At 47.7% G+C, this 23,765-nt stretch carries 17 protein-coding genes; 9 read left to right on the top strand and 8 right to left on the bottom strand.

What is annotated here, in order from left to right:
* Positions 1–437 precede the first annotated feature (437 nt).
* Positions 438–2,288 (bottom strand): histidine kinase, encoded by a 1,851-nt coding sequence (locus tag ACJJI5_RS00845; RefSeq protein ID WP_444934612.1) that lies wholly within the window; start codon positions 2,286–2,288, stop codon positions 438–440.
* Between the two features lie 320 nt (positions 2,289–2,608).
* Here ACJJI5_RS00845 and ACJJI5_RS00840 point away from each other — a divergent pair, with 320 nt between their 5' ends.
* From ACJJI5_RS00840 to ACJJI5_RS00810, 7 genes are all read left to right on the top strand, one after another.
* Complete coding sequence (locus tag ACJJI5_RS00840; protein WP_445355291.1) at positions 2,609–6,379, top strand: nitrate reductase subunit alpha; 3,771 nt, start codon at positions 2,609–2,611, stop codon at positions 6,377–6,379.
* Positions 6,380–6,381: 2 nt separating this feature from the next.
* Positions 6,382–7,929, top strand: a complete 1,548-nt coding sequence (gene narH / locus ACJJI5_RS00835; RefSeq protein ID WP_444926393.1) for a nitrate reductase subunit beta — start codon at positions 6,382–6,384, stop codon at positions 7,927–7,929.
* Between the two features lie 19 nt (positions 7,930–7,948).
* Entirely contained in the window at positions 7,949–8,671 is a 723-nt protein-coding gene (gene narJ / locus ACJJI5_RS00830) for a nitrate reductase molybdenum cofactor assembly chaperone (RefSeq protein ID WP_282930423.1), read from the top strand.
* Positions 8,672–8,675: 4 nt separating this feature from the next.
* On the top strand, positions 8,676–9,365 hold the full coding sequence (gene narI / locus ACJJI5_RS00825) for a respiratory nitrate reductase subunit gamma (protein ID WP_282930422.1): 690 nt from the start codon (positions 8,676–8,678) through the stop codon (positions 9,363–9,365).
* A 54-nt stretch (positions 9,366–9,419) separates the two neighbouring features.
* Positions 9,420–10,244 (top strand): peptidylprolyl isomerase, encoded by an 825-nt coding sequence (locus tag ACJJI5_RS00820; RefSeq protein ID WP_444892523.1) that lies wholly within the window; start codon positions 9,420–9,422, stop codon positions 10,242–10,244.
* A gap of 1 nt (position 10,245) precedes the next feature.
* Positions 10,246–10,893 carry a carbonate dehydratase gene (can, locus tag ACJJI5_RS00815; RefSeq protein WP_282930420.1) on the top strand — a complete coding sequence of 216 codons (648 nt, stop codon included), beginning with the start codon at positions 10,246–10,248 and terminating at the stop codon, positions 10,891–10,893.
* Positions 10,894–12,076: 1,183 nt separating this feature from the next.
* A complete protein-coding gene (locus ACJJI5_RS00810) occupies positions 12,077–12,541 on the top strand; it encodes a PraA/PraB family alkane oxidation protein activator (protein WP_445355290.1) in 465 nt (154 codons plus the stop codon).
* A 284-nt stretch (positions 12,542–12,825) separates the two neighbouring features.
* Here ACJJI5_RS00810 and ACJJI5_RS00805 read toward each other — a convergent pair whose 3' ends face one another.
* Positions 12,826–13,023, bottom strand: a complete 198-nt coding sequence (locus ACJJI5_RS00805; protein WP_444940271.1) for a transposase — start codon at positions 13,021–13,023, stop codon at positions 12,826–12,828.
* Between the two features lie 314 nt (positions 13,024–13,337).
* On the opposite strand from ACJJI5_RS00805, the gene ACJJI5_RS00800 reads away from it, so the two are divergent.
* Entirely contained in the window at positions 13,338–13,802 is a 465-nt protein-coding gene (locus ACJJI5_RS00800) for a PraA/PraB family alkane oxidation protein activator (protein WP_444940270.1), read from the top strand.
* Positions 13,803–14,300: 498 nt separating this feature from the next.
* On the opposite strand, the gene ACJJI5_RS00795 is transcribed toward ACJJI5_RS00800, so the two are convergent.
* Entirely contained in the window at positions 14,301–17,387 is a 3,087-nt protein-coding gene (locus ACJJI5_RS00795) for a TonB-dependent receptor (protein ID WP_445355289.1), read from the bottom strand.
* 845 nt (positions 17,388–18,232) lie between these two features.
* Between ACJJI5_RS00795 and ACJJI5_RS00790 the strand changes: the two genes are divergently transcribed.
* Positions 18,233–18,718 (top strand): hypothetical protein, encoded by a 486-nt coding sequence (locus ACJJI5_RS00790; protein ID WP_444895515.1) that lies wholly within the window; start codon positions 18,233–18,235, stop codon positions 18,716–18,718.
* A gap of 423 nt (positions 18,719–19,141) precedes the next feature.
* On the opposite strand, the gene ACJJI5_RS00785 is transcribed toward ACJJI5_RS00790, so the two are convergent.
* The 5 genes from ACJJI5_RS00785 to ACJJI5_RS00765 form a co-directional block, all read right to left on the bottom strand.
* On the bottom strand, positions 19,142–19,531 hold the full coding sequence (locus ACJJI5_RS00785; RefSeq protein WP_445355288.1) for a VOC family protein: 390 nt from the start codon (positions 19,529–19,531) through the stop codon (positions 19,142–19,144).
* Positions 19,532–20,327: 796 nt separating this feature from the next.
* Entirely contained in the window at positions 20,328–20,825 is a 498-nt protein-coding gene (locus ACJJI5_RS00780) for a DUF4240 domain-containing protein (protein WP_445355287.1), read from the bottom strand.
* A 672-nt stretch (positions 20,826–21,497) separates the two neighbouring features.
* A complete protein-coding gene (locus tag ACJJI5_RS00775; protein WP_445355286.1) occupies positions 21,498–22,022 on the bottom strand; it encodes a hypothetical protein in 525 nt (174 codons plus the stop codon).
* A gap of 205 nt (positions 22,023–22,227) precedes the next feature.
* On the bottom strand, positions 22,228–22,533 hold the full coding sequence (locus tag ACJJI5_RS00770) for a hypothetical protein (protein WP_445355285.1): 306 nt from the start codon (positions 22,531–22,533) through the stop codon (positions 22,228–22,230).
* Positions 22,530–23,006, bottom strand: a complete 477-nt coding sequence (locus ACJJI5_RS00765; RefSeq protein ID WP_445355284.1) for a hypothetical protein — start codon at positions 23,004–23,006, stop codon at positions 22,530–22,532. Before ACJJI5_RS00765 ends, ACJJI5_RS00770 begins: the two co-directional genes overlap by 4 nt.
* Positions 23,007–23,765 lie beyond the last annotated feature (759 nt).

Raw genomic sequence — 23,765 nt, 5'->3', positions numbered from 1 at the left:
AATGGTTGGATGCCAGGCCATCGAGGAAGCTGATATTCACCAATGTAATCGGTGTGAATCACGGGATAGGCTAGCGATAAGTACTTGTAGCATATGGGCTAGCAATTGGCCCTTGGGGGTCAATTTAAGAGTCAGTATTTTTGACGATAGCTACTTGGGTGTCGGAGGGGCTTCAGGGTGGAAGAGCGCTTGGATAGGTAATAAGGTCGTTGAAGATAGTTACTACTTGGGTGGAAGGAAAGAATACACCGCACTCGAGACACGCAGTGAATACATCCCTGTAAGCTCCTAATCGGCATCCATGCCTCATAGGGTCCCGAGTGCGGTGTATTTTCTCCTTCTCCCTTTTTAGTAATAAAGATACTGGCGGATTTCGAATGATAGGGGCGGCAATTATGTGCTCGCCCCAAGTGACCTTTCATAAAGGTAGAGAGTTATCACCCCACGTCTTTCCACACCAATTCCCGCTCGCGGGCGTAGAGGGGAATAAAGTTGAAACGCACTTCGGTGCCCCCTTCGTCGCGGCGGCGGATATTCAGATTGCCATTTAGGTTGCTGGCGCGCTCTTGCATGATCGACATACCGAAGTGATTGCGTTTCTCCGGCGCGTTGCTGATACCGATGCCGTTGTCGAGGATGCGTACATTGAGGGAGTGGTTGTCGGCCTGGGTCAGGCTGATCTGCACCATATCGCCCTGGGAGTGGTACACAGCGTTTTGCGAGGCCTCGCGCACCAGTTGTAACAGGTGAATTTCCTCGTGGGGAGTTAGGGGCACCTCGTCCAGATGGTAATCCAGCAGCACATTAATTTGCGGGTGCTGCTCGCGGTAAGCGAGGATAGATTGCTCCAGGATACTGCGCAGGCCGCCGGGACCTATTTGCAGTCGGAAGGTGGTGAGCAGTTCGCGCAGCTGGCGGTAAGAGGAATCCAGGCCCTCTTTCAGCTCGGTAATAATCTCCTCTACCTTGGACTTGTCCACCTGCTCACTGCGATTGGCGCGGTTGAGTCGGGTAACCTGAATTTTCAGATAGGACAGGGATTGGGCCAGGGAATCGTGTAGCTCCCGGGCGATGATCGCGCGCTCGTCCAGTAGGGCAACACGGCGCTCCTGAGCCTCTCGCTCATTAATGGCGATGGCCGCAGTGACACTGTCGGCAAAGGTAGCCAAGCGTTGCTGCTGTTCTTCATCAAGGCTCTCACCTCGGGGTAGGGTGCAGGTGAGTACACCGTAATTGCGTTTGTCCACTTCCAGTGGGAATCGGTACACGCGCTGTTGGTCTTCATCAGAGGGGCCGCAGGTGTTTACGCAGATATGGCATTCACTGCCTGTGCACTGGGCATTACCGAGTCCTTGAACCAAATGTTCATAGGGCGCTTCCCCCTCCGGTGTCATCAGACATAGGTCGAGGTTATTCAAGCTGGCGACATTGGCGAACTCTCCCAGCCACTGGCCCAATTCCGCTCCCGAGAGTGGGCCTTCGCTGATCCGCCGAGCCAAGCGGTACTGGAAGTCCAATGCCTCATGGCTCTTCTGTAACTGTGAGGTTTTCAACTCCACGCGATGGGCAAGATCCCGGTGAGTCGCATGAATTTCATCGCTCATATAATTGATGGTGCGTGCTAAAACCCCCAGCTCGTCCTCGCTGTTAATCTCCAGGCGGTTTTGGTTGAAGTCTCCCTGGGCGATGCTCAGGGAGCGATTGGTCAGCTGCTTTAGAGGCTGCTCCACAGAGCGGTGCAATATGCACAGGGAGAGATACACCAGGGTTACAATGGCAAATAGTGACCCCACCTGCACCAAACGCAGCAGGCTTATTTTTTCCTCGGCGATGGTCTGATAATCAAACACCAGTGTGTCCACATCACTGATAAAGGGCTCCAGACGGTTGGCTAACTGCAAGGAGTCCATAGAAGTGCGCCCGGCGGCAATGGACTCCAGCAGTGGGCGGATTTCGCCCTCCCAGCTTTCGATTACCTTGCGGTAATTGCGGGCTGCGGGCAGGTTATCGCTGGCGGTGAAGTCGGAAATGCTGAGTACCCGGGTCAGGCGTGCGGTCACCTCGTCTGCCAACTCAGCTGTGGTTTCGACATCCCCGGAGGGTGCGGTGGCCGCAAGTCGGTAGCTCATAGCCCGCAATGATCCGGCGAGGTTAACGGCGGCGGCATCGTTTTCGGCGGCATCGGAGATAATATAGGACGCCACCATAGAGCTCAGTGCTACCAGCACAGTGAGCAGCATCAGGGTGCCGATGCGGTAGACGATGGACTGTCGAATTCGGTTCAGCATATCGGATTCACTTCGCCCTGGGGCGGTTGTGGATGGCTGATCTCTATTGTGCCGTCCATTGGCGCACAAAGTTGTGGGTACCACTAAAGATCGCCAGTTTTGCACATAATTTAACCTGACGCCTGTTTTTTGCACAGAGGCCCTGTTATTGCTGGGATAGGGCTCCACCATAGCGGCCCCCTGGCGTCGTTTCCCTACCCACTCGGGGGTAGTCCGTCGCTTTTCTACCCCTTTTTGGTCAGGTGATCCTGCCGTCCCTCCCTTTTATATTCCCGGTAAACCGATGCTTTAACCGCATGCCGATGCCCTGGGAGTACCGCATGAGCCATTTCCTGGACCGACTGAAATATCTGAAGAAACAAAAAGAGCCCTTTTCCGGAGGACACGGGGAAAAGACGAATGACGACCGCAGCTGGGAAGATGGCTACCGTCGTCGCTGGCAGTTCGACAAGATTGTGCGCTCCACCCACGGGGTGAACTGTACCGGCTCTTGCAGCTGGAAGATCTACGTCAAAGACGGCCTGGTCACATGGGAAACCCAGCAGACTGACTACCCGCGCACCCGCCCGGACCTGCCCAACCACGAGCCTCGTGGCTGCCCCCGTGGTGCCAGCTACTCCTGGTATATGTACTCGGCTAACCGCCTCAAGTACCCGAAAATCCGCAAACGTCTGGTAAAACTCTGGCGCGAAGCCAAGTTGAGACACAGTGATCCGGTGGAGGCTTGGGCCAGCATTGTTGAGGACCCGGCCAAGGCCAAGTCCTATAAAGAACGCCGGGGAATGGGTGGCTTTGTGAGGATCAAGTGGGATGAAGTCAATGAGCTGATTGCCGCTTCCAACGTCTACACCACCAAAAAATACGGACCCGACCGGGTGACCGGCTTCTCGCCGATTCCCGCTATGTCCATGGTGTCTTACGCTGCCGGTGCCCGCTATCTGTCTCTGATCGGCGGCAACTGCCTGAGTTTCTACGACTGGTACTGTGACCTGCCGCCCGCCTCACCGCAGGTCTGGGGTGAGCAAACCGACGTACCCGAATCCGCCGACTGGTACAACTCCAACTACCTCATCGTATGGGGCTCCAATGTGCCTCAGACCCGTACCCCGGACGCACATTTCCTCAGTGAAGTACGTTACAAGGGCGCCAAAACCTGTGTGGTCACCCCTGACTACTCAGAGTGCTCCAAGTTTGGCGACACCTGGCTGGCACCGCGCCAGGGTACCGATGCGGCTCTGGCGATGGCCTTCGGCCATGTGATCCTGAAAGAATTCCACGTCGACAAGCCCAGCGCCTACTTCACCGAGTATGTGCGCACCACCACCGATATGCCGATGTTGGTGACCCTGGAAGAGCGCGACGGCAAGCTGGTACAGGGCCGATTCCTGCGCGCCTCTGACCTGGCGGACAACCTCGGCCAGGATAACAACCCGGAATGGAAAACCATCGGTGTTAATCACGATGGCCAGCTGGTTTCCCCTCAGGGCTCCATGGGCTATCGCTGGGGAGAGCCCTCAGCGAAAGAAGGCCGTGGCAAGTGGAATATTGAACAGCGCGATGGTCGCAGTGGCGAAGAGTTGGAGCTGAAGCTCAGCCTCAAAGACTGCGCCGATGAAATCGCACAGGTCGCCTTCCCCTATTTCGGTGGCCAGACCCACGAGCACAACTACTTCCAGCACACCGAACACGATGAAGTGATCGACTACAAGGTGCCGGTGAAGCTTGTTCAAAACAAAGATGGCGAGATTCTAAAAGTAGCCAGCGTCTACGACCTGACCCTGGCGAACTACGGTGTCGAGCACGGCCTCGACGACCCCAACTGTGCGCAGAGCTACGACGAAGACAAGCCCTACACCCCCGCCTGGCAGGAAAAGGTGACCGGCTGTCGTCGCGAGAATGTCATCCAGGTTGCCCGTGAGTTTGCCAACACCGCCGACAAGACCCGTGGACGCTCCATGGTAATTCTGGGTGCCGGACTCAACCACTGGTACCACATGGATATGAACTACCGCGGGATCATCAATATGCTGATGATGTGCGGTTGTATCGGCCAGAGTGGCGGTGGTTGGGCTCACTATGTGGGACAGGAAAAACTGCGTCCGCAGACCGGCTGGACCCCACTCGCGTTCGGTCTCGACTGGCAGCGTCCACCGCGCCATATGAACGGTACCTCCTTCTTCTATAACCACGCCAGCCAATGGCGCTATGAGAAGCTGGAGATGGATGAAGTGGTTTCGCCGCTGGCCGACAAGAGCAAGTGGCAGGCTTCCATCATCGACTACAACAGCCGCGCCGAGCGCATGGGCTGGTTGCCCTCCGCGCCGCAGCTGGGGATCAACCCCCTGCAACTGACTAAAGATGCCGCCGCCGCCGGTATGTCTGCCAAAGACTACACGGTTCAGCAGCTCAAGCGGGGTGCGCTCAAATTCGCCAACCAGGACCCGGATAACCCGCAGAACTTCCCGCGCAATATGTTTATCTGGCGCTCCAACCTGCTCGGCTCCTCTGGTAAGGGCCACGAGTACATGTTGCGCCACCTGCTTGGTACCAAGCACGGTTTGATGGGCAAAGACCTGGGTGAAGAAGGCGGCAAAAAACCAGAAGATGTGGCCTGGCATGACGCCCCCAGCGAGGGCAAAGTGGATCTGCTGGTGACACTGGACTTCCGTATGTCCACCACCTGTCTCTACTCCGACATCGTATTGCCGACGGCCACCTGGTATGAGAAGGACGACCTCAACACCTCAGACATGCACCCCTTTATTCACCCGCTCACCAAGGCGGTGGACCCGGCCTGGGAAGCGCGAAGTGACTGGGAAATTTTCAAAGGCATAGCGAAGGAGTTCTCCAACCTGACCGATGGCCACCTGGGGGTGGAAAAGGATCTGGTGACTCTGCCGATTCACCATGATACCCCCGGAGAAATCGCCCAGCCGTTCGGTGTACAGGCTTGGTGGAAAGGCGAGTGCGACCTGATCCCCGGCGTTACCGCGCCGAGCATGATTGAGGTGGAACGCGACTACCCCAATACCTACAACCGCTTTACCTCTATCGGCCCGCTGCTGGAAAAACTCGGCAACGGCGGTAAGGGCATCAGCTGGAATACTGATGACGAGGTGGACTTCCTCAAGAAACTCAACCGCACTTGGAAAGATGAGACTGCTCGCGATGGCCGCGCCCGTATCGACAGTGCGGTAGATGCTGCCGAAATGATCCTGTCACTGGCCCCTGAAACCAACGGCCAGGTAGCCGTGAAGGCCTGGGAAGCCCTCGGTGAGATTACCGGTCGCGATCACACCCATTTGGCCAAGCCCAAGGAAGACGAAAAAATTCGCTTCGCCGATATCGTGGCGCAGCCTCGCAAGATTATCTCCTCGCCCACCTGGTCTGGCCTGGAAGATGAACATGTGAGCTACAACGCCGGCTACACCAATGTGCACGAGTTGATCCCCTGGCGCACCATCACCGGCCGCCAGCAGTTCTACCAGGATCACGAGTGGATGCGTGACTTCGGCGAGAACATGTGTGTGTACAAGCCGCCGATCAACCTGAAAACCGTGCAACCGGTGCTGAACCAGAAGCCGAACGGTAACAAGGAGATCCTGCTGAACTGGATCACCCCGCACCAAAAGTGGGGCATCCACAGCACCTACTCCGACAACCTGCTGATGCTCACCCTGTCCCGTGGTGGACCCATCGTTTGGATGAGTGAGTACGACGCCAAGTTGGCGGGTATTGAAGACAACGACTGGATCGAAATCTTCAACGTCAACGGCGCCATTGCTGCCCGCGCAGTGGTATCTCAACGAGTGCCCGACGGTATGGCCATGATGTATCACGCCCAGGAGCGCATCGTGAATACACCGGGAGCGGAAACTACCGGTACCCGGGGCGGTATCCACAACTCCGTAACCCGCGCGGTGATGAAACCCACCCATATGATCGGTGGCTACGCCCAGCAGTCCTACGGCTTCAACTACTACGGCACTGTGGGCTGTAACCGGGATGAATTTGTGGTGGTCAGGAAAATGAACAAGGTCGATTGGCTCGATGGTGAAGACGTCAAAGAGCCGACGCGAGAGGAGGTGTAGCAATGAAAGTTAGAGCCCAGATAGGCATGGTGCTGAACCTCGATAAATGTATCGGCTGTCACACCTGCTCGGTGACCTGTAAAAATGTGTGGACCTCCCGCGAGGGGGTTGAATACGCCTGGTTCAATAACGTCGAAACCAAACCCGGTGTTGGCTACCCCAAAGAGTGGGAGAACCAGGACAAATGGAACGGCGGCTGGACCCGCAAGAAGAACGGTAAATTGCAGCCGAAGATCGGTGGCAAGCACCGCGTACTAGCCAACCTGTTTGGCAACCCGGATATGCCGGAGATCGACGACTACTACGAGCCGTTTGACTTCGACTACCAGAACCTGCACAAGGCACCGGAGCAGAAGCACCAGCCGGTAGCGCGCCCGCGCTCGCTGATTACTGGCGAGCGTATGGAAAAGATCGAATGGGGCCCCAACTGGGAAGAGATTCTCGGCACCGAATTCGAGAAGCGTAAAAAGGACAAAAACTTCGAGCAGGTGCAGGCCGACATTTACGGTGAATTTGAAAACACCTTCATGATGTACCTGCCGCGCCTGTGCGAACACTGCCTCAACCCGGCCTGTGTTTCTGCGTGCCCCAGCGGTGCCATCTACAAGCGCGAAGAGGACGGCATTGTTCTGATCGATCAGGACAAATGTCGCGGCTGGCGCATGTGCGTATCCGCCTGCCCATACAAGAAGATCTACTACAACTGGAAAACCGGTAAATCTGAGAAGTGTATCTTCTGTTACCCACGTATCGAGGCGGGTCAGCCAACCATCTGCTCCGAGACCTGTGTGGGCCGTATCCGCTACCTGGGGGTGTTGCTCTATGACGCAGACCGCATCGAGGAAGCCGCTTCTGTAGAAGACGAAAAAGCGCTCTACCAGGCCCAGTGCGATATCTTCCTCGACCCCAGCGACCCCAAGGTCCAGGAAGCTGCCCGCGCCGAAGGTATCCCCGAAGCCTGGCTCGAAGCTGCGCAAAACTCCCCGGTGTACAAGATGGCTATCGATTGGCAGATCGCCCTGCCGCTGCACCCGGAATACCGCACCTTGCCCATGGTTTGGTACGTGCCACCCCTGTCTCCGATCCAGAACGCAGTACAGGCTGGCCAAGTGGAAACCGTTACCGTGGGTCGCGGCGCCGAGATCCCCGATCTCTCCACCCTGCGTATCCCGCTGCAATACCTGGCCAACCTGCTCACCGCCGGCGACGAGAAGCCAGTGGCCCGAGCCCTGGAACGCATGATTGTGATGCGCGCCTATATGCGTGGCATCCATGTGGACGGCATTCAGGAGCGCGAATTGCTGGAAGAGGCTGGCCTGACCGTAGCCCAGGTAGAAGAGATGTATCGCTACATGGCACTGGCCAATTACGAGGATCGCTTCGTGGTGCCCTCAAGCCATAAGGCCTACGCCGAAAACGCCTACGACATGAAGTCCTCTTGTGGTTTCAGCTTCGGCAACGGCTGTAGCACCGGCAACGACAGCACCAATATTTTCGGTGGCAAGCAACAAGCGGTGCGCGAAGTAATACCCGCCAAAGTAGTCGACTAAGGTCGAGCGGAGAATACCGATGAAAGTACTAAACCTGATCGCCCGCCTGCTGGATTACCCGTCCGATGAGCTGGTGGCGCACCTGGATGAGCTGACCAGCTGGTTGGCTGAATCCGAGGATCTGGATGCTCCGTTGCGCGACAAGCTGCTGGCATTTATCTCCCATTACGAGCGTATGGATGCGCTCGATTGGCAGAGCGAATACGACGGTTTGTTCGAGCGCGGTCGCGCTGTATCCCTGCATATCTTCGAGCATATCCACGGCGAATCCCGTGATCGTGGCCAAGCCATGGTAGACCTGACCGCGCGCTATCGCAGCGCCGGCCTTGAGCTGAATGAGCGCGAACTGCCGGATTACCTGCCCACCTACTTGGAGTTCTGTGCCACCCAGGGGGAAGCAGCCTACGGCTGGGTTCACGATATTACCCATGTGATAGCCCTGTTGAGCGCGCGCTTGTCCAAGCGTGAGAGTCCCTATCACCTGCTGATGGATGCGCTCTTGCAGATGGCCGGGGTATATGTCGATCTGACAGCACTCAAGGAAGAAGTCGCCAACGAAGAGCGTGACGATACCCCCGAGGCGCTGGACAAGATCTGGGAGGAAGAAGCCGTTAGCTTTAGCGGCGCCAACAATTGCGACCAGTCAATAACGCGGCCCAGCAATGCGCAGCTGCGCGACGGCCAGCCCCTCAACTGGGCCAACGCCGCGCAGAATTCTGCCCAGCCCGCACCACAGGAGTAACAAGATGAACTATCTGAATACGCTGCTCTTCGCCATCTACCCCTTTGTCGCCCTCACGGTATTTCTGGTGGGTAGCCTGATCCGCTACGACCGGGATCAGTACACTTGGCGCACCGGCTCCAGTCAGTTGTTGGAGCGCAAGCAATTGCGCATCGGCAGTTACCTGTTCCATATCGGGGTGATAGCCATTCTCGCGGGCCACTTTGTCGGCCTACTCACACCCAAAGCGGTGTGGCACTTCCTCGGCATTGAAGCTTCCACCAAGCAGATGATGGCAATGGGGATCGGTGGTTTCTTCGGGGTGATCTGCTTTATCGGTCTCACCATTCTGGTGAAGCGCCGCCTCACCAACAAGCGAGTACGCGCCACCACTTCCAAAATGGACTTGGCCATACTGCTGATGCTCTACGCGCAATTGATCCTCGGCCTGATCAGTATTGTGGTATCTGCCGGCCATATGGACGGTGCTGAAATGCTCAAACTGATGGCTTGGGCTCAGTCCATTGTCACGCTAGATGGTGCCGGTGCAGCTGCTGCAATCAGCGGAGTGAACATCATTTACAAGCTGCATATTTTCCTCGGCATGACACTGTTCCTGCTGTTCCCCTTCAGCCGCCTGGTACACGTATGGAGTGTTCCGGTGCAGTACTTCCGCCGCAATTACCAGGTAGTCCGCGCCAAAGCTGCGCGCTAATCCCTGCAACTATTAAATGGCCCGCCATGAGCGGGCCCAGTGTGGAGTTGAGTCATGAATACATTACTGGCCACTGATGCTGCCGGCGGCGAATTTGAGATGGCCGAGGTAGTGGCCGTCAACGGAACTGAAATCCCCGCCGACCTGATCTACCAAGAGATGCAGTACCAGCCTGCCGATTCTCCGCGTCAGGCGATCTACTGCGCCGCACGCGCTCTGGTTATCGGCTGGCTGTTACGAGATCGAGCTGCAGGGCAGGGTCTCTGCGCTGCCGATGAAGACTTGCACAGTGAGGCTTTCGATCGCGCAGTCTCAGATCTATTAAAAGGCGAGCTACAAGTGAACCCGGCAACCGACGCCGAGTGCCGCGCTTACTTCGAAGCCCACCCGTATAAGTTCCGCTCCGATCCCCTCGCAGAAGTGCGCCATATCCTGATCCCGGCCGCACCGGATGACTCCGAGGCCTGCGCCAAGGCACGCACCGCAGCCGAGAATATGCTGGAACAGATTCGCGCCGACTCCAATCCGCTACAATCTTTCGCTCGTTTAGCCCAATCCCACTCTGCCTGCTCCTCCTCCGAAGCCGGTGGTAGCCTCGGCCAAGTGGGGCGCGGTGACACCGTCGCCTCCTTCGAGCGTGCAGTGTTCGAGCAGGGCACCGGATTGGTAGCGGAACCCGTGGAGACTCCCTACGGTGTGCACCTGATTTATGTGGAGCAATGCGAACCGGGCCGCCCACTGGAATACGAATATGTCTCGGAGCGAATCGAGGAATACCTGACCGAAAAACGCCGCCGCCGGATGACCAGCGACTACCTGCAAAAAATGGTGCAGGCCGCGCAAATCTCTGGCCTGGATTTATCGGGGGAGGCCCACTGAGGTGGCAGAGATTCGCCAATTGTTCGCGCGCAATCGCGCCTGGGCAGAGGATAGGACGGCACAGGACCCGGAGTTTTTCCAACGCCTGAGCCGCCTGCAAGTACCCAAGTATTTATGGATCGGCTGCTCCGATTCCCGCGTGCCCGCCAACGAGATTGTGGGCATGGCACCGGGGGAGCTGTTCGTTCACCGCAATATCGCCAACGTGGTGGTACACACAGACTTTAATTGCCTCTCGGTGCTGCAATACGCCGTAGAAGTACTCAAGGTGGAACACGTGGTGGTGTGTGGCCATTACGGTTGTGGCGGCGTACAGGCCGCCATGGGCCACAGCGAATGTGGCCTGGTGGATAACTGGTTGCGCCATATCAAGGATGTCTACGCCCGCCACCGGCAAGAGCTGGAATCCCTCGATAAAGAATCCCGCTCAGCGCGCCTTTGTGAATTAAATGTGATGGCGCAGGTACAAAACCTGGCCATGACCAAAATAGTCCAGCACGCATGGGACCGAGGCCAACGCCTGAGCCTGCACGGCTGGATTTACGATATTCGCGACGGCCTGATTAGAGATCTGGGAATGCGGATGGACGACCGCGGCCAGGTGCCAGAGATTTATCATGTTTATGGTGAGGTGCAGGAGGAGGGGTGAGTTTATAACTGCTTTATCCCCTTCGAGACCATAAGTATAAATAGCGCAGTTGCATTTAAATATTTTTAGAAATGCAGCGTTTGATTCCACTTCGCTTCTGCTAAAGCCGACGACTATCAGCATCAGCATCAGCATCAGCATCAGCATCAGCATCAGCATCAGCATCAGCATCAGCTGGGGCGGAGCGATACCTCCGTATCTTTCCAAACTGCAAAGAGGGTAACCATAAATACCGTTATCATCAATCACAGGTTCGACCCATGCTTATCTCTATTTCTTCTAACTCCCAATACTGCACTGAATGCAAAGCACAGCGATTAAATCCCTAATATGATGAATAAATAGCGGTTTATTACTAATAGGGCCCTCAAATACCAGAATTACCCAAGCTGCGAAATAAAGCCAATGCACTCAAGATCGCGGGATACTGGCGTAATAAGAGCTAGAGATAGATTTTGGTGAGGAGATAATCCGTTAGCAAAAATTGAAGGCCAAACCCTAGAACGAGCTGAGTAACTTTTAGAAGTACAAAACCAAATTGATCATTTGAACATCAATTTGGATATGTGAGTTATACGCTAAAATCTCTCTTTCTCCTATTCTGCGCTTGCTGCTCCCCGTAGCACTCTGCTTTTCCTAAAACGCTACTTTCTATGCCACTTTATCGCCTGAAGTCTATCTGATTTTCGAACATCGATAGGAGACAAAAATATTTATCTTAAAACCTTCGATTACTGGAAACTCAATATTTGAAAAATATTCAAATTTAGTAACAAGAAATTAAGGATAAGCAGACAAAGATAAAGAGTTTTACGCCCCCAGATTGTGGCTTACTTATTATAAATAAATATATTCGCGAATAAATGAAAATCATTAAGTAATTTATAAATTCATAAAATTAATAAACACTCCCGATATTTATCCTCACGAAAAAAATATAACTAAAACTGGCATCAAATACCATGTTTATCAAAATTTGTATCCCTCCGAACTGACGAAGAAAAGCGTCTTATAGGAGTGGAGATAAGAGGACTTGGAAGTTGAATATTACTGCAGTTTAAGTGGGCCCAATTTTTTGCTTCTCCAGCGATGATTAATGTAGATGCGTTACCCGTAAGGGATGAATACCCAGCGTATTCATGCTTCTACCTATTCTAATTACTAAAAATAGGAAATAATGAACATGAAAAAGATCCTTACCGCGCTCGCCCTGGCAATTGTTAGCACCGGCGCAGCCGCTGACACCTGGTCTCCCCAAGGTACCATTGGCCTGGCCAATGTCGGTGATATAAAAGTATCTAAGGGTATAAATCTTACTTGTGGTCTATCTGGTAGTTCTACTACAAATTCAGCAGGTAACGCCTCCGTGGGCAGCTTGTCATTGAATACTGGTTTCCTTTGTGGGTCAGTTAGCTTTACCAATCTGCCCTATACATTGGTAGGTAATGCAGGGAATACCGTTACCCTAAAAGATGTAACTGTTGCAGCTATTACCGGCAATTGTTTTGGTGATATTACCGGTAGTTTTAACCAATCTACCGGAGAAATTACTTTTAATGCCGCGGTACTCCCAAGCGTTGGTATTGGTAGCGATTGCAAAATAACCGGTACTATCTCCACAAATCCCCAGGCATCTTTCGTGCCATAAGTAACCTTTAATAGGTCAATATCTAAAGTAGAGTAGTCAGAAAGTACTGGCTGCTCTACTTTTGCCCGGTCTGTATATTCAAGGAAAATAAAGAAATCTGTTTTTAGGTAACCTCTGATCAACGAAGTATTTTTTCTAGAATTAAGCTGAATAGCCTAAAATGAATTTTTCACGCGCAAACGCTTAATTTTCTCGTAATAGATCTCTGATTTTTCACCTGAAGTCCTCAATAGGAAGATTTCAGGTCCATCCTCCCCAGGCAGTCAAATATTTTCTTCTTTTAGTCAGTTGGTAGAGCCTGCTAGCGAGCACAGTCTCTCAGTATTTTTTACCAGTCCCCGATAGCGGACTTTGTCATAACCAAATACCAGCTTGATGTAGCGAAAGGGGTGTTCGACCTTCGCTCTTATCTGCGACTTGATCTTTTCTGCCTTACGGAGCGCATCACGCCCTGGAAGAGTTTTTAGCTTGCTCGGCTTCACTGCTATGTACCAATCCGCCTCCTGTACTTATAACTCTTCACGCTTCTCCATATCAATGTACCCAGAGTCACTCTAAAACTGGCATCAAATACCATGTTTATCAAAATTTGTATCCCTCCGAATCGATGAATAAAAGCGTCTTATAGGAGTGGAGATAAGAGGACTTCGAAGTTAAATATCAAAGCAGTTTAAGTGAGCCCGATCTCTCGCTTCTCAAGCGACGATCAATGTAGATGCATTACCCGCAGGAGATGGATACCTATCCTACTCACGCTTCTACCTGTTCTAATTACTAAAAACAGAAAACAATGACAATGAAAAAGATCCTTGCCGCACTCGCCCTGGCTATTGTTAGCACCGGCGCAGTTGCTGACACCTGGTATCCTCAAGGTACTATCGGTATGGCCAACGTCGGTGATATAAGAGTATCCAGTAGTTACCACTTTACTTGTGGTCTATCCGGTAGTATTACTATAGATTCAGCTGGTAACGCCTCTTTGGGCAGTTTGTCACTGAATACTGGTTTTCTTTGTGGAGCAGTTTTCTTTAACAATCTGCCATATACATTGGTAGGTAATGTAGGTGATACAGTTACCTTAAAAGACGTAACCATTTCAGGTGTTACCGGTAATTGTTTTGGTGATATAAACGGTGATTTTAACCAATCTACAGGAGAAATTACTTTTAATGCTGCAGTAATCCCAAGAGTTGGTATTGGTACGGACTGCGAGATAAGCGGAACTATCTCCACAAATCCCCAGGCATCTTTCGTGCCATAAGCAGCCTTAAAAAGTCTGATATCTAAAGTAGAGTAGTTAGAAAGTACTGGCTACTCTACTTTGCCACATCTGTATATTCATAAAAACCCAAGATATGTTTTTTTAAATATCAATCATTGTCAGAAAGTAAATTTCTCATCCTCTTTTTTTAATATGCCTTCCATTAGTTGATACGTTAGCTTTTATAACTGGGGATGTTAATAATATACCAAATGTACAGTTATATGGTTTGTTATAAATTTTCATTTTCGCCTCAAAGTTACTTTAGGTCTAAATAAGAAGACAATGTAGGGAGACTAGGGTATTCCCAAAATAAAGTACAATTGGGAGGTGTGTGGCTAGCCCTAGCAAACAATCACCAACCGCCCGCTATACGATTGATCGATGATTTATATGAGTGAAAAGAAAATTAGAAATGGAGGTGTTTTCAAGCATAGCCAGTCTGAAATACCAGTAAGACACTATAGAACCATTAGTGTCTTACTGGAAATATAAAAATTAGAAACGCTTATTTAGACTAAAGCCTATAATACGCGGATCCAGGGTAAATACATTGGTGGTAAGGCCGGAGTCATCGCTATTGGTAAAGGCGCTTGTGATAGGCGTATCATCAAAGATATTCTTCACATACAACTGCATTTGCAATTCTGATTCCGGATGAGTAAGGGTCGCTGATGCATTGAAGTTATCCCAGGCTTTTAAGCGGTCATACTCGGTATTATAAACCCGCGCATAACTCTCAGACTGTCGATAGTAATCTGCACGTAAAGCTAATTCCCAATCCGAAAGGGGAATAACATGCTCCACTGCTAAGTTAAACGTTAACTTAGGAGCATTTGGTAATTCATTGCCACTTAGGTCAGCAGAAAAACCACGCCCGCCATTTGGGGCATCTGTTAGCGGGTTATATTGGGGCAGATCGTAACCGAAAAGAGCTAAAATTTGATCATATCTTAGGGGAGCTTCAATCGCATCAGAGTATGAGCCCCACTGCTTTGAGCCTGCACATAATGCCCATAAGGGTGTCATGAAAAACATAGGCTCCAAAGCAATAGCAGCTTCAACATACTCGACTGGGGCAATACAGTTGGAAGGTACCTGCAAGGAGGGCCGCAGTACGGTCCAATCTTCATTCCCCTGGGTACGATCCATGACATCTATGGATTCCTCCCCTTCCGCTATGCGGGTTCTTAAGTAACCCACATTCATATTCATCCTGGTACTCTCTGTCATTTGCCATGCCAGCTCTAACTCCAGTCCCATACTTTCTGCATCAAAGTTTTCGTTTAATGCGATACGGTCAACAATCTGGGAAACCTGGTAGTCGGTATAGTCGTAATAGAAGGCAGTTGCGTTTAAGTTTAGGCGGCCATCCAGCAAAACATTCTTGGTGCCGAATTCAAGGGAATTTACGAATTCCGGCTCAAAAGTGTTGTCTAGTGGCTGATATTGAACCCGCGCAGGGTCAATCTCCGCCCGTGGTGGGTTGGAGCCGCCTCCTTTATAACCGTGAGCAAAAGAAACATAGAACATTGTATCATCGGTAAAGGGGGTATCTGTTCGCCAGTCCAGCACCGCTCGTCCGGTATACTCCTTCCAGCTTTGAGAAAACTTCTCCCCTTCAGGATATCCCATATGCGTATAGCCACCTGAGCTGTTACCTGGAACAGTAATACCATCTTCATGATACGTACCAAGTAATAACTGGCTGGATATAGGGGTGGTAGTTTTTTCGTCATCAGTATACCGGAGGCCTGTGGTAAGTTTTACATCGTCCGTGATTTGCCAATATGCCTCCCCAAATACAGCCCAGGAACGGGTATCTACTAAGTTACGACTGAGAAAGTAGTTGTGTCCCATTTCATCAATATTTTCCAGGGAATTAGGGTCGATATATATACAGTCTGAGCTAACTAAATCTGTGGTGGGGTCAACGCAATTGATCGGAATATTATTGCCATCCTCATCTGTTCCCCGGCTGTAAACATATTCAGCAATCATGGTGAACATATTATTAAAGACAAAGTAGTCATCCTGGGTTTCAAAATTCAGGTAGTTCGCACCGAAGGAAAAATTCCAGGGCCCATCAAATGCAGTCTGCAACCGGAATTCCTGGCTCCACTGTTCATTATCGGAACGGCTGATATCAACTCCTAAAATACCGTCAGAAGGACCAAGTTGTGGGTCAGTATAAATGCCTCCGGGGGTGGGGCCCAATGACCACTGATCACCTATTTCTGCTAGGTCATTAAAGACCGCGCCAGTGGTAAACCGATTATAATCCTGTGAAGAATAGTAATCATCCTTAGCATAGGTAGACTGGGAGTAAAAGGTGAGGGTATCAGATAAAGCCCATTCAAAATTCAGCTGTACCAAGTCATTTTCCGCACGAAATACTGGGTCAAAACTAGTAGATATTTCACGTAAATCTCGCGACTGCTCTACACCGCTGTAGGGATCTTTCCAGTCTGATAAACTACCTCCAAAAAGGTATGGGTCAATCAGCCCCGCTGCTGAAAGTATATAGGCGAGCCCCGTTCCATTGGGTGCATCAAAAGCATCTGCGCTGTATAGTGAACCAGGCAAACAGCCCTGACTTGTCATACCTTTTGATAGACTTGTTGTCTCTGTGTTCCCGACCATGTCATCACCGGGGTCAGTAGTACAAAGCTGCTTACCAGTGCGGGATCGCTTGTCATCTTCATCAAAGTGTTGCCAAATCAAATTAGCATTAAACTTATCACTGGGAGTCCATTCAAAAATGGCACGCGTGGAGTAGAGATCCCGGTCGTTAACATCATTCTTGGTATAAGTATTGTAATCAAAGCCATCCCGCTTGGTCATGGCTCCAGAAAAGCGGAAAGCCATGGTTTCACCCAACGGTATATTCAACATACCCTTGGTGCGCTTACTATTATAATTGCCCACTTCAACCTCAATCTCTGAGGCGAATTCATCTTCCGGCATGATTGGTAACATATTAACCACACCAGCGGTGGCGTTACGGCCATATAATGTGCCCTGAGGGCCACGCAGAACTTCTACCCGCTGTACATCAAAAAATTCCTGCTCAAACAGACGATTCCTGATTAAAGAAGCATTATTAAAGCTTACTGCAACGGCAGGATCACTACTGGCAGAAATTGACTGAGTTCCCACTCCTCGAATAGAGAAGTTGTATGAGCTAAAGTTTGTTTTGGAGAAGTTAACATTGGGAACGGCTCGCAACAGCTCATTGCCCCCTTCGATCTTTAAAGCATCCATGTTATCCCCAGATAGGGCAGAAACTGCAATAGGCACATCTTGAATGCTTTCCTCGATTTTCTGTGCGGTAACCGTAACTTCTTCAATAGCCGAACCAGAATAGTTACTGGGCTTGTCCCCTTGCCCCTCCTGGGCAAATGCTGCCACAGATGCAGTATTTATTACCAAACAGGCAATCGCCACACTGTACCAGGGGATTGAATAGTCGCTAGGATTTGCGGCAGGGATTGCTTGAGCAATCAAATTTTTTTGTTTATGAAGGCGCATCATCATACTGAGTTTCTCTCTCTTATGCTCACTATTATTTTTTTTCAAGGCCAAAACTGCCTTCCTTGGGGCCCAACTAGATTGAAGACGTAAAAAAATGATATTAGGGGGGATTAAAAATAGGTTAAAAGTTTAAAAATTTTACTTTTATTAAGTAACGCACAAGAATTGGGCACAATTGAAATCTGAACGTTGAAAACCGTGCCTGAATGGTTGGTGGGTATCTATATTAAATAGAAATTTTTCAACAAATAATTACCTTCAGGATCTCATATTTACACTGTAGATATAATGTAAGTCCTCACAGAATGTTGACGTAGAGCAGAATTGTATAACATATGAAAGAAAGAGCTTTTCATAGATGTCATAAGGTTAATGTCTAGCTTGATTCAGCTTATTATCCGTTAAAGAAGCATGGAAATTAAATGTGGTTACTATTTGGTAAACCTAAGTCTTACTAGATAAGTATGCTAGTAGTGAGAATGGCCTTGTCTAAAGTAGGTAGAAAATATCAAAAAAATCATAATGCTCTAATATTAAAAAGTTTTTAATTTAAATTCTGGCGTTTGTTTTTCCTCTGATAGATATTTTTCCAGGTAAGCTTATTCTATTAAAAGCATGTCATTCTATTTGGTGAGTTTAGATACATATTCAATAGAACTTGATATATCACTCATCAAATAAATTTTTGTAAAAACTCTATCTATTAAATTTATAGCATTTTTCAGGTATGTGATTTTTATGCTCCGATTTGGTGCATGTCTTCCGTTCTTGATCCATCAGTAGGGTACTAATCCAGTCTTTTTAGGGGGAACTTATACTGATATTTCTTAGCTTTTAGAGGATCAGCTTGAGTTCAAAATACTTATATAAAATCTTCAATCAACAGAGGCATAACAATGAAATTTATCACCACATTAATTGCTGCGGTAATTTATATATTACAGGCAACTATTCAAGATTATAAAATCAGAGAGCGAGAATATTCCGTTCCACTTTCAACTATGCCAGATAACGTACAGGCACTTGCAGATGAAATGTTTGAAGAAGCAACTAAAGATAAGCAGCTTACTGCAGAGCAAGCTCAACAGATTGAAGCTGGTATTTGGAAGATGTTAGGTGAGGGCGCTGTACTTCAGAGAAATCATGAGCTGAAAAAAACAAGAGAAAAAATATCTTACTTAGGGCAGCTCTTATCTTGGTTTATGAAGGCAAAAGGGCTGACCTATGCACAGATTGAAGAAAAATATAGAAGCGAATTTACTGAATCTGAAAAGGAGCTACATAGAGCAATTGTAGAATCTGCCTCTCGTTCCAATCAGGATTTAGTCGGCAAACTCTGGAAGTCAATCTGCAAAACCTTCTGGGGGCAGGCAAAGCTATAATCAGAAATTTGCCATGTAAATTTACTTAACTGCCAATCTTATTAAGTCCCTAAAATATTAGGGACTTTACCGATCAAGAATTTTTAGTCTGGCCAAACTTTGGCTCTCATAAAGAGCGACTATACCAGAGAAATTAGATTCTTATTTTATTGGCAATTCCAAACCAACATGTTGATCTCTTTCGGTGCTCTAAAAAGTATGCACACTGAGTCCATTGCCTTCCTTTATCAATTGCACTTATTATCCGAAACCAAGTAAACTTGATCTTCATCTTTTCTGGTATATGAAGACGTAAATTTAGTATCTGAGAATATTGTTTTAGAATCTAAAACCTGATTTTAAAAATTAACCGTGCACTGCCGAAGGCAGTGCACGATATCTAAGTAACTTATTATGTGAATATATATTTCCTAAAGGAGCTGGCTATTTCATTGAGTGAAAGCCGATATTATTCCCTTCGGTATCTTGCGCTATAGCGATATAACCATTCTCTCCGATAGACATCTTAGGGACAACTAGCTTTCCACCGGCTGGCTCGACTCTGGCCTGTTCAACGGAACAATCTTCGCTATCAAAATACACAAGAGTGCTATTGCCTCCCGCCTCAACACCATCCATTTTGCAAATTGCTCCGCTTGCACCAGGTTCTTGCTTCATAGGAAATGCCCACATTTCGGGCTGTGGAAAATCTTTTACCTCGTCAGGATTGTCTAGACGAGTTAACTCCTGCTTAAGAACAGCTTCATAGAAAGACTTTGCACGTGCCATATCATTTACATAAACTTCAAACCAACAAACTGCATTTGTATTCATTTGACTATCCTATATGCTAAAAATCTAAATATGGTTAATATTTCAAGACATATAACGAGTTTTTGGAAAATACATCCTCTATATTTTAAGAGTACGAAACCAATCTAGCTAAAGTAACATAAAATCAGCATGTTATTTCACGCTGACGCAAAATAGCTCTATTGATATCTTGCGGTTGTATTGAATCGTATTGCTCAGTTCCTTTTGATCAAATGTATAAACGATTAAAAATCAATAGGTTATCTTAAGGTTGCTATGGCTGTACGAAGTTGATTCAGCTCTTTAGTCTTAATACGAAAGAAATTTTCATGCGTCGTGTTGTAGATAAAAACAGAATTGATAAAGCGTTATGAATTAGCTTTATCAATACTACTGACTAGATTAGAGCCCAAAAGCATGATTGTCGGGGCAGATATGCCTCTTCTCACAAGACCTTGCAGGTAGAAATTATGTAGACAATGTTTCTCGGAAAACGCTGCTGTACACCCATCAGAGAAAGCAAGGTGCCACAATTTCTGAAACAATGCAAAGGCCGCCATAAAAATAATGGGTATTGAAATAGCTTAATATACATTCTGTGTCACAGATTCGCTGTGCAGACAGGATGTTTCTTTGTGGAAAAGGTACTCAATCTAAGAAGAAATATGAGCACTGCTGCCGGTGGATTTATACCAGCACACGAGACTTGGCCGGTATCATTGCACTTGAGATAGATGCTTGTGCCACATCTAAATAACACTTGCCATGAAATTAACGGATATACGTCATATACTTTTATCGCAAAAAATACTTGAAGTTAAAAATACTTCTTATATAAATCTGGGTATAACTTTGGTAAATCGTCCTCATCCCATGCCTCGCCAGCCGGATCACTTCCTCCATCCTCTTCAGAAGTAAGGCGGTCATAAGGAAACTCCTCTCCTGTGACCTTCTCGTAGGCATCATTAGCTATATACATGAAGTCCTCAGCTTCGAAGTCTTCAGGTAGCCAGTCAGCAAGCGATTCAGGATTTTTGAGTGCCGCTTCAAATTTCTCTCGCCCTCCAGAGATCAAGCTGGCCCTGAAATAAGTAAAGCCATCATCGGAACAGCCACCATTTAAGATATAGGCTACAGCCCAAACATCCCAACGATAAACGAGGCCACTTACCTCATATTGCTTTTGCTTGAATGCAATAATTTCTTCAGGGGTGAGTTTGCTTACAACCTCAACTAACCCCTCGAAAATGTCTTCAATATCAGAAACTCGATTTGTAACACTTTCAACAATATTCCAAAACCTAGAGTTTTCCACGGCCCCTTCCTTTTATACAACAGCGTATTCAAACTAAGCTGTATCATATCATTTATCGTCAAATTTCAAGAACTTAAATATTGTCTAAGTAGGATGATATGGATTATCGTGATAGCTAATGTTTGTACCAAATATGAAAGGCATCCATGCAGCTAAGCACTCACAGATCTATGGGGGGCTAGTATTATTTCTTCTTTGCTATTCCAATGGATTGCTCAAAATTCACAGTAAGATCTGTAGCAGCAAAGCGACAGCTGTTGAACAGCAAAGGTTCATCTATACAAATTTTATTAATTTAGGCCGTCTGGTGCAATTTTTATGAAGTAAATTATTAGAGGTATGAAACAAATCAAGGTTAAAGCCAAGTTTGCGATTTTCAGCAATCGCTTGCTCCCAAATATCACAAATAACAACCCTGCTATTTGAGCAGCGGTTGTATAAAGGAAATACATCCCTAGTGTTCTATAAAAATCCGCTAGTTCTGGAGCAATAAGAGCTGGAAAAGTAGCTACCAATAAATATGAGATGAACCCACATAGCATCGCGATACTAAGTCTACATACTAAATAATTTGTTCTTCCCATATTAGTTTTTAATTTTACTTCTCGCATAATGAAGCGGGTCAGACATTAAAAATCCCAATAACAGCAGGTGTAGAGATTGATTGATTTTTTAGTAATACATATGTAATAAAAGATCAAAGCCTTTTATTGAAAATCTTACTCTTTCCATGTCTTCTGTATATTTGCCGAGGTTATTCCCATCAAGATCCCAGACATTTTCTTTGGCGAACCACGTATTTAATTCGTGATCATGACATTTGAACTGGCTTTGTGGGACTACCTTACCGTTTTTCATGGTCGGCCCAAAATTACTACAGTCTGTGCCCCACCTCCACCACTTTATATCTGGCATATTTACCATGCCTTCTCTGAGGGGAACGCCAAAAACTGTGATTTCTGACTCATAGTTTTTATAAATTATGTATCTAAAGCCCCACTTCCCTCCCGCCTCATAATTTACATCCCGAGTAAGTATTTCACCAGGCTCCAGGTCAGCTATATCAATACTAGGAGATAGTTCACCAGCATTTGCTGGAGGCTTTAGGGCACTGCCAAACATGCCAAGTATGAATCCGACTCCAATTAATGAGACAGTAAGAAAGCTGATCCAAAGTAATTTTTTGCGCTTTTCCATTTGACGTTCACTACGTATAAAAAATTAACTTCACTAAAAATGATATCGCTATCTTCTTCATTTAGTTAGCATATATATCGTCAAGGTTTTGATTGTTCTGAAGATCATTAATACCCATAGACGCTGTTGTCTTGATGGGTTTATGGCGTTCATCATCTGGATAGATCGCGGCTGCGCGCGCTCTATCCTTCCTTCTTAGCTATGTCTATTGCTTATCGACTTCGTTTTCCCACTCTTCTTCATAGCCTAAGGCTTCAAGGTGTGCCGAAATGGAGTTCATTAATTTTTCGTTCCAAAATTCAGCTCCTTCATTCCATTGAAGCTTTACTCCGTTATTTTCGTCCTCAATTGACGCATCTACCATAGCCCAAAAGAAACGACAGATATGCTCGGCTTGAGATTTGTTTAAAATAATGCCATTTTGAAGGAATTGCAGGCTAAGTTCATCATCTAACTTTTTTGCGTAGAACTCCGCGTATTCTTTTTCTTCAGGAAATTTATAAGTAATCATAGGTAAGAAACCCCTTCTCTTATTAACGCCATTCTTTGGGCAACAATCTTAAGTTTTGAAACTAACTGAGTAAGAAGCATTTGTTCAGAGACAGTTAAAAAATAGTGGCCTTTCTTATTCCTGTCTTTTTCAAACTTAAGGCCTTTAGGTATATCAGCTTCTTCAAGTACCCAAAATATGTTTAAGTTTGCACCTTGAGAGTGCCTTTTCTTGAGTTTGTAAACGCTTTTCAGGTTCTTATATGTAGAGGAAAAAGATAATCCCATTTGATCATGGGGAAGCACCCAAACTTCATCTTCAGACATTAACCACTCTTTAACCCTAACGCCCTTAAGGACTCTTTCAGTAGGCCCTGCATCACGACGGCGATAGAGCGTGGGATGGCTCAAATGACGAGTGGGTCGTAGTAACAATCCTTCGTATTCTTTGATGATTTCACTTAGATCATCAATAGTACTGAAATGTGTATTCATATCTTCCTAATTTGAATCTTGGTGTATACAACACCATGTTCTGCTGAAAACATAAGTAGAGCCAAAGCCGGAACTTATGATTTTCAGCAGGAGCGTCCTGTTAAAGTGGATAACTACCCTTTCCACTGGTTCCTTCGAAACAGCTTCCAATTACGATTAGAGATATTACTTGGAAAATAGTCGTCCCAAGCGGTTGGTAAACATTTTGGTTGACGACGGTTTCTAATCTTTATTGGGATCTCTAGTTCATTTTCCAACGAAGCATAGTATTGCTTCATCTCGTTCATGGTTTTAGGGTGTCGAAAATACCCCATATGGATCTCCATTAGCTATGAATTGCTAATGGAAACCAAACCCTCTTTTTAACAGTAGATTTCTATAGTTCATGCTTTCCTGCCAAAGAGCTTTAATAGTGTGCTCAACTGAAGCTGCATCATATCACTTGTCGATCAATGCCAAAATGGCAAACAACTATACTCAGAGCGGATATATCAATCGGTAAGTTTGTCAGTACAGGCGAAAAATCGCCAATGCATAGATAGGAACATGCGTACCTATTAACCAGGGTTTTAAGTACTTTATAAAAATGGCATGGCGACTAAAAGTGAACAACTCTCCATGTCTCACTGCAATACTTTCAAGCATTAGGCTATTTGGATCTTTTCACTCGACACAAGAATGACACACGGAGTGCTGGTTTTATGATTAATTGCTTTTATTTCTAATGTGAAAGCGAGTAAAGAGTAACCACCTAAACCA

It is taken from the genome of Microbulbifer maximicatervae (SeqCode), assembly GCF_052467955.1.
Note: the sequence above shows the minus strand (reverse complement) of the source record. Positions and strands in the feature narration are given on the sequence as shown.